We start from the raw sequence: 7115 nt of genomic DNA on the forward strand, positions 1-7115 counted from the left end.
ACCAAGGCGCAGGGGGAAGCTGGTCAGACGGCGGTGGCGAGCCGACGCTGGTTCTCGACCTGCAGCGCGGCGCGGTCCCGCTGGCGCTCGACTTCGCGGGACAGGCTCTCGCCCTCGGTGACGATGCGCCGCGCCTGCAACAGCGCGTTCATGTCCTCGGGGACGATCGGGGCGATGGAGGCGGCGCTGCCGTCCAGGGCAGCGGGGAAGGCCTGGGCGATGGTGTGGGCGATGTAGCCCTGGCCCAGCGCCTCATCGGCCGCGATCATCCGTCCCAGGATCTCCGCGAGGCGCGGCACCAGGGCGACGTAGTCCGCCTGTGCCTGCAGGGCGTGCTGGTGGGCAATCTCGCGGGTCGCGGCATCGGCAGCGGGCACCGCGTGGGTGACGGCTTCCTCAACCTCGGCCACGGCGCGCGAGACGGTGCCGGCGGTGTCCCGCAGGTCAGCGGCACGCCCCCGGGCTTCGCTGGCGGTGGCGTGGACGGTGTCCAGGCTGGGCCCGTCCATGGTGCCCAGTTCGTGGTCCACGGCGGCGCGATCGGCCGCGCGGGCGGCCTCGGCGGCTTCCTGCTCGGCCAGGGCGGCCTGCTGCTCGCGCTCGGCGCGGCGGCGCTTCACGCTCCGGGCGCGGTCCATGGTGGCGGCCAGGGCTACAACGGCTTCGGGCAGCGCCGGCTCCTGCGGGATGACGGCGAGGGCGGTGCTGGCGGGGTTCTTCGTGGGCATCGTGGTTCTCCTGGGGAAGAGGGGTCAGGCGAGGCGACGGCGACCGGACTGCGCGGCCATGCGGGCATCGTCAGCGGCGCGCATGAGGCGGGCGTGGCGGACCAGGGCGCTCTCCTGCGGCTGCTGGACGGGGGCAGGGGCGGTGGCGGGCGTCCGGGCAGCCGGCGGGGGCGGGGAGGCACTGGGCGTGCCCTGGCGCGCCGCCTGGGCCATGGCAGCGGCGAAGTCGGCCAGCCGGCCTTCGCCCGCGATGGGCAGCGGGCCGGGGGAGACGGTGGCGGGCGCCGCCGCCTTCTGGACGGGCGCCGGCCGCTGCTGCTGCGCGGCGAGGTGGTCGTTGAAGGAGCGCGGGCCGGGGCGCTTGGCCTTGTGCAGCACGAACCGCGCGCCCTGGTTGGCGGGATCATCCACCAGGGACACCTCTTCGATGTTCAGCCCCAGGATGGCGTGGACGCCGGCCGGGCGGGGCTTCGGCTGGGCGCGGCGCTTCTGCAGTTCGCGGTGGAAGTCGGCGGGCATGGATCTTCTCCTTCAGTGGGGCACGACGATGACGGCACCGGCGCCGGTGGGCGGTGGTGGCGCGGAACGGACGGGGGCGGGGGTGCTGGCCGCCGGTGATCCGGGCGGCTGGGCGCCGATGAAGGCGTTGACGTCCACCGGCGGCGGTTCCGGCGGTGACGCGGCAGCGGGGACAACAGGGGCGGCGTCCTGGGCCTCGGCACGCGCGGCGCGCTCCGCGTGGAGGTAGGCCATGGTCGCGGTGGCGTTGCGCTCCCATTCCTCGGCCGAAGCCGCCACCTGCGGGAGGATGAACACCGTCTTCGCGCCGGCGTCCCGGGCGGCGACGATTTCGCCCACCACCCGATCGGGCTGGTCGTTGAAGCCGTGCCAGACCACCGCAACGGCGCTGGCGGCGCGCTGACGCTGCCGAAGCTGCGCGACGTCGCGGCGCAGGGAGGCGAGGCTGGCGATCATGGGGCCGCACCATCGGCGGGGCCGGCGGAGGCCTTCAGCGCCTCCACCTCGCGCTTCAGATCCTCCACCTCGACCAGGGTGGCGCGGGTCTGCAGCAGGCGCGCAATCCCCTCGGCCGTCTCGATCGGAAGGGCGCCCTCCGCGACCTGCAGGATCACCGCGTCCAGGGCGTTCTGGGTCGGCACCCCGGCCAGCCCCGGCACCTGGACGGCCCGCCCGCGCGGGACAGGCCAGACGCGCCGAAGAATGACTTCGGCCGCCGCGACGTCGCCGGCCAGCGCCGCGCGCGCCATGGCGATCACCAGCCCGCCGGCTGCATCACGGGCGAGTTCGTCCAGTTCCATCGCGCTCCGGGGGCGGGACCCGGTCGGGGTGCCCCGGGGGTTGCCGCTCGCGCCGGGCTGCCAGCGCCCATCCTGGCCCCTGCCAGATCCTGCATTGGCACGGGGCGCGGGGCTGCCCTCGGGCTCGGGCGTCGGATCGTCAGCCATGGGCGCCACCACGGCGCTGCGGCTGCCCGAACCGGCGGCCGGACACGGGCAGCGCGGCCTGCGCCTTCTCCGTGAAGCTGGTGGCCGGGTCGAAGGTGGCGGCGGTGTAGGCCAGCCATCCCTTCGCCTTCGTGGCGCCCACGCCACCCTGGCGGCCATGGAGGCGGACGGCGCGGGCGACGCGCGGCGGCAGGTCCACGCCCTTCTCCACCTTCACGCCCAGCAGGCGGAACAGCAGGGTCCGGGCGTGCTGCCGCGTCTCCGTCCTCATCCGCCACGGGCAGCCCATCATCCCGTGGAAGTGGATGCCCTGGCGGATGCTCCGCTCCAGCGCCCAGCGCAGTTCGTGCTGCACCCCGCGCCGGGCGAACCACGTCCGCATGGTCCGGCTGAACCGGGCGATCAGATCCCGCACCTCCCCCTCGGTCGGGGGGCGGTCCAGGGCCAGGACGGGGATCACGCTTAGGGGCATGAACCAGCCCTCCGGGGAGGGGTGGAAGCCTCCCGCATAACTATGAGGCTCGCCGGATGCGCGAAAATCGCAGCAATTGCTGGGGTTCTCGGGGTCCGGGACCGAAAATAAAGGGCACGCATCGTCGGGCACGGCAGAGCCTTCCGAGACGCGGCACGGGACTGGCGGTAGGGGGCGAGGAAGCCCATCTTCTGGGGTGCGTAGTGTCCCATCAGTGAGCGTTCCCGCCCGCGTCCCGGTTCGCAGCCGTGGCGCGGGTTTCTCTTTCGGGGTTCCGCTTCGGGGGCAGACAGACGGCGGCAGCCTCGGCGTTGTCCAGCACCGCGCGGTGGGCGCGCTCCTGGGAGCCAAGGGCGAGGCGTAGTAGCGGGATCAACTCGGGGTGCTGCGCTGCTATGGCCTTCACAGCAACCTGCGCGGCTTGCTTCCTGGCGGCGCGTTCGTCCCGGCGCCAAGCCTTCCACGCGGCTTCGCGCTCCGCCTTCATCTGCTGCCAGACGGGGCTGGCAATCCGCAGTTCTTGTTGCCGGGCCTCCTCCGCATAGACCTTGGCCCGCCGAAGCGCGTCCGCCTCGCGCCGCTCCTCATGCCGCTGAACGAGTTCCAGGGCGCGGGGCTCGGACACCCGCCACGACCGCATGGCCTTCTTCACCTCGGCCTGCCCCGCCTCGACGCTGCGGACGATGGCCTTGGGGTCCAAGGTCCGTCCGGCCTCGGCATCCGCCACGACCTTCTTCACCACATGCTCCGGGGTGATGCGGTCGGCTAAGGCGTAGATCGTTGCGATCGGTAAACGCGACAGCGTGTCGTCCTTATCCCGCAGGAAGAGGGCGGCGGAGACGTATCGCTGCGCGGTGCGCGGCTCGATCCCGAGTTCGTGCCGCGCCCACGCGGCAAAGGCGCCGCGCGGTAGCAGGGCCTTCGCCTCGATCAGCAGTTCACCCACCTCGCGGTAGTGCGCGGCCACGGACTGGCGGATGCGGGCGGCGGTGGCGCGCACCTTCTCCGCGTCGGGCGACGACATGGCGCCGTAGTTGAAGGCGGCCACCGGCTCCATGGTCAGGCGGCGCGCTGGACGGGCTGCAGGCGGGCCTCGGCCCAGCGCATGGCGGCGTCCAGGTCATAGACGCAGCGCCGCCCCCACCGGGAGAAGGGCGGGCCGTCGCCGCGCTTGGCGAGGTAGTCCAGCGTCCCCTTCGTCATGAACAGACCGCGCGACGTCATGGCGTCCGCCAGGGCAGCCCGGCCCAGAAAGGGCGCCGGGGTGGGTGCGGTGGTGGGATCGTTCATTGGGAAGCCTTTCGACAAGCGCGGATACTTCCGTGCCTAGTCAATGTGGCTACAGCGTTCCCAATCTGCCACTATAAATTACCACTAAGTCTTTGATCTACATAATCACGGGTAATAGTGATTACCGCGGACTAGTCGTGCATCACGCGATTACTTCGGCCGCCTCCGTCGCCTCGATCCGGGCCAGGAGGCGCTTCACGGCGGTGGCAGTCCAGGCGCCACCGCGCGGGGTCGGGATTTTCTCGTCCTGCAGGGCGGTTGCGATCCCTGCCATGGAGGTGCCGGCCGCGCGCAGTTCCTGGACGCGGGCGGCGAGGGCATGGGCGCGGTGGTCGGCCGCCACGCGCTGGGCATCGGCGCCAGCGCGGACGCCACGCGCGTGCTGTTCGGCGGTGGGCAGGCGCTGACCGGGGCGGACACCGCCCAGCGCCTTCCCGCCATCGCGCAGCTTCTTCAGCGCGTCGCGGGTCCGATCGGAAATCAGCCTGCGCTCCTTCTCAGCCAGGGCCGCGTAGAGGTGCAGCATGAACGGGTCCGCGTCCGCGCCCAGTTCCGCGACGATGAAGGGCACGCGCTGCGCCATCAGGCCCGCGATGAACGCCACGTCGCGCGAAAGGCGGTCCAGCTTGCTGACGATGACGGGGGCGCCGATCCGGCGGGCGGCGGCCAGGGCGGCGGCTAGCTGCGGCCGGCGGTCCAGGGCGTCAGCACCCTTGCCCGTCTCCACCTCCATGAACTCGGTGGTGATCGTCATGCCCTGGTCCTGGGCGAAGCGGGCAATGGCCTCGCGCTGCGCCTCCAGGCCCAGGCCGGACCGGCCCTGGCGATCGGTGCTGACGCGGACATAGGCGATGGCGGCGGCGTGGCTCATGTCCGGGGTATCGCTCGCCGGCCCGTTCGTGTCAACTCTCGCCAACGGTCGTTGGGGGCAGTTGATACGGATTGTGGGAACCAGGTCTAACCCCGGATTGCCCGGATCACCCGTTCCCAGAGAGGCCGGCGGGCTTCCCGTAGTTCTTCCTCGATCACGGCCAGCCGGGCCTCCGCCCGCTGCCGCGCCTCGGTGGCTACCTGCTGCGCCTGGATGGCGGCCTGATAGCGGGCCTCGGCCACCGCGACCTGGGTGGCGCGCTCCGCGCTCAACTCCCGTTCTTCGTCCAGGCGGTCGCGCAGGCCCTTCAGATCAATCCGGGCAGCCTCCAGACGGGCGCGCACAGCCTCGCCACGGTGCTGCTGCACCTCCAGGTAGGTGTCCACCCGGTCGTCCGGGGTCGCGGGCTCCGCGTCCTCCTGGTCGTCCGTGGACACGGGCGGCAGATCGGCAAGGTCGCTGGCCTTGATCCTGACCACCCGGTCATTCCCCCGGACAGCGGGCAGTTTTCCGCGCCGGACCCGTAGGCGAAGGGCCTCCCTACTATATCCCGAATGGGTGGCGGCCTCGGTCAGCGTCAGCAGCCGTCCGGGTTCGTCCGGGGCGGACGGAGCTACTTCAACCAGGGTGGTCATGGGCGGTCAGTCTCTTGGGGGTCCGTGGTCGTCCGGGTAGACGGGCCCGGACAGGCTGCAGCTTGTCCCTGGATGACCGGGGCTGACCAGGGGTGGACGGGTTGCCATAGGTGAAGGTGCCGGGCCGGTGGTGCGGCTACGCCTCGTCCATGGACCGCGTCCGCTTCCCGAACCGCGATCAGGATCTGGCCCGCCTCCTGGCATCGGAGGCGGCGGTGGCGCGGTCGTGGGCGCTGCTGGCGCTGCCCGTCTACCCCTTCCTGCCAGGGCGGCGGGGAGAGGCACCTACGGGGCTGGCGCCTACTCGAACAGGTCGGAGGCGGGAGCCTTGCCGGTCATGTGGGTCAGCCGACGCTTGAGGCCAGGGTTCGCCTTCTCGCTTATCAGCGTCTTCGTGCGGAAGCCGCAGAACCGCTTATGGTCCTCGTAGGTCTTCCAGATTTCCCCGTCGTTCAGGATGTAGACGTTCGCGGTGCCCAGCTTGGCGATGGTCAGGGCGCCGTTCTGTTCCAGGTATTTCGCGGCGCGGATGATGGATCGCTCCGAACACTCCAGTTCCTCGGCCAGCACGTCTACGGTGCAGGCCAGGGCGTTGTCGTGGCCGCAATGGCGGGCGAGGAACACCCAGAGTTTCGCCACGGTGGGCCCGCCCTTCAGGGTGACTAACTGACCGATCCGGTCCCACCCCCGGTCATAGACCTTCGTGAAGCGCGGACCCTTGGGGGCCTCTTCCGTGGTCGCGCTCATGGTGTCCGGTATCCCTGCCAAAACTGTCTAGGCTTTGGACAGTAGGTGTCGTGGTTCTGGACGTCAAAGGTGACACTCTAGGTGTCATGGATAGGTGACACCCAGAGTGTCCGGTATGCCTCCAGCAAGCGCCTGAAATTGGCCCGTTTCCGGTTCCGCCCTTCTCTCTGTCTTCAGAGGGGGGACTTATCCACGCCCCGGCAAGCGGCCCTTCTACGGCAAGCGCGGCCGGGGGGTGGGTAAGTCACAAGGCGATCGCGCGCCGCGTTCTCGAACGGGTGGAAGGGGTGGAGCGGCCCACCTCTCGACTCACGGTCCCGTGTGCTAGACTGGCGGCGATGCCCACCCCCACCTCCTTCCGCATCTACGTTCTCGGATCGAACGGGAAGGTTCAGGTTGGGGAGAACGTGCTGTGTGCTGACGATGCGGCGGCCCTGGAAGCAGCGCGGAAAATCCTGGCCGGGGTAGGTAAGGCAGAGGTGTGGTGCGGTGCCCGGCTGGTGGGATTGGTGACGGGCTAGCCCTCGGCCACCCCCGTCACGGGCGGATATACCCGCTCTCCGCGCGGAATGAGGAGGATGTGATAGGCCATGACCGCACGGGTCAGCATATCCAGCAGGTCCGGCAGGTGAGCCTCGGGGTCATCGCGCAGCAGCCCCGGATCAAGCCGCCATGTGAGGGCGATGCGGCCCTTCTCGTCCTCCACGTTCAGCGTCCAGCCCTCGTCACCCTGCCGGGCTACCGCCCGTAGAACTTCCTCGTCCCGGAAGAAGGGCAGATCGTGGGTCGAACGGGACATTCGCGGGGAGTAGCGCCCAGCGCGGGGGTTAGTTCGTGATCGTCAATGAGGGGTGGGGCGGGCCATCCCGCATCTAGGCGGCCCGCCCCTGGCGCCCCCTGCGGCCG

Annotated in this window: 12 protein-coding genes; 1 reads left to right on the forward strand and 11 read right to left on the reverse strand. The window is 70.8% G+C overall.

Annotation, left to right across the window (positions count from 1 at the left end):
* Nucleotides 1–23 precede the first annotated feature (23 nt).
* The 10 genes from VQH23_RS26520 to VQH23_RS26565 form a co-directional block, all read right to left on the reverse strand.
* Nucleotides 24–728 carry a hypothetical protein gene (locus tag VQH23_RS26520; RefSeq protein ID WP_338666271.1) on the reverse strand — a complete coding sequence of 235 codons (705 nt, stop codon included), beginning with the start codon at nucleotides 726–728 and terminating at the stop codon, nucleotides 24–26.
* Nucleotides 729–752: 24 nt separating this feature from the next.
* Nucleotides 753–1247, reverse strand: coding sequence for a hypothetical protein (locus tag VQH23_RS26525; protein ID WP_338666272.1), 495 nt, complete (start codon nucleotides 1245–1247; stop codon nucleotides 753–755).
* 12 nt (nucleotides 1248–1259) lie between these two features.
* Nucleotides 1260–1703: a hypothetical protein gene (locus VQH23_RS26530; RefSeq protein WP_338666273.1), complete on the reverse strand. Its 444-nt coding sequence runs from the start codon at nucleotides 1701–1703 to the stop codon at nucleotides 1260–1262.
* A complete protein-coding gene (locus VQH23_RS26535) occupies nucleotides 1700–2194 on the reverse strand; it encodes a DUF5681 domain-containing protein (RefSeq protein WP_338666274.1) in 495 nt (164 codons plus the stop codon). Before VQH23_RS26535 ends, VQH23_RS26530 begins: the two co-directional genes overlap by 4 nt.
* The gene (locus VQH23_RS26540; RefSeq protein WP_338666275.1) at nucleotides 2187–2666 is read right to left on the reverse strand and encodes a hypothetical protein; all 480 of its coding nucleotides are present in this window, start codon (nucleotides 2664–2666) and stop codon (nucleotides 2187–2189) included. The genes VQH23_RS26535 and VQH23_RS26540 overlap by 8 nt, the downstream gene beginning before the upstream one ends.
* A 211-nt stretch (nucleotides 2667–2877) precedes the next feature.
* The gene (locus VQH23_RS26545; RefSeq protein ID WP_338666276.1) at nucleotides 2878–3714 is read right to left on the reverse strand and encodes a hypothetical protein; all 837 of its coding nucleotides are present in this window, start codon (nucleotides 3712–3714) and stop codon (nucleotides 2878–2880) included.
* Between the two features lie 11 nt (nucleotides 3715–3725).
* Nucleotides 3726–3956, reverse strand: coding sequence for a hypothetical protein (locus VQH23_RS26550; protein WP_338666265.1), 231 nt, complete (start codon nucleotides 3954–3956; stop codon nucleotides 3726–3728).
* Between the two features lie 142 nt (nucleotides 3957–4098).
* Entirely contained in the window at nucleotides 4099–4827 is a 729-nt protein-coding gene (locus VQH23_RS26555; RefSeq protein WP_338666266.1) for a recombinase family protein, read from the reverse strand.
* 86 nt (nucleotides 4828–4913) lie between these two features.
* Nucleotides 4914–5462 (reverse strand): helix-turn-helix domain-containing protein, encoded by a 549-nt coding sequence (locus tag VQH23_RS26560; RefSeq protein ID WP_338666267.1) that lies wholly within the window; start codon nucleotides 5460–5462, stop codon nucleotides 4914–4916.
* A gap of 300 nt (nucleotides 5463–5762) precedes the next feature.
* Entirely contained in the window at nucleotides 5763–6209 is a 447-nt protein-coding gene (locus VQH23_RS26565; RefSeq protein WP_338666268.1) for a helix-turn-helix domain-containing protein, read from the reverse strand.
* Between the two features lie 338 nt (nucleotides 6210–6547).
* Between VQH23_RS26565 and VQH23_RS26570 the strand changes: the two genes are divergently transcribed.
* Nucleotides 6548–6730, forward strand: coding sequence for a hypothetical protein (locus tag VQH23_RS26570; protein ID WP_338666269.1), 183 nt, complete (start codon nucleotides 6548–6550; stop codon nucleotides 6728–6730).
* Here the strand turns inward: VQH23_RS26570 and VQH23_RS26575 are convergent.
* Nucleotides 6727–7008 carry a hypothetical protein gene (locus VQH23_RS26575; RefSeq protein ID WP_338666270.1) on the reverse strand — a complete coding sequence of 94 codons (282 nt, stop codon included), beginning with the start codon at nucleotides 7006–7008 and terminating at the stop codon, nucleotides 6727–6729. The two genes, VQH23_RS26570 and VQH23_RS26575, sit on opposite strands and share 4 nt — an antisense overlap.
* Nucleotides 7009–7115 lie beyond the last annotated feature (107 nt).

It is taken from the genome of Pararoseomonas sp. SCSIO 73927 (genome assembly GCF_037040815.1).
Classification (GTDB): domain Bacteria; phylum Pseudomonadota; class Alphaproteobacteria; order Acetobacterales; family Acetobacteraceae; genus Roseomonas.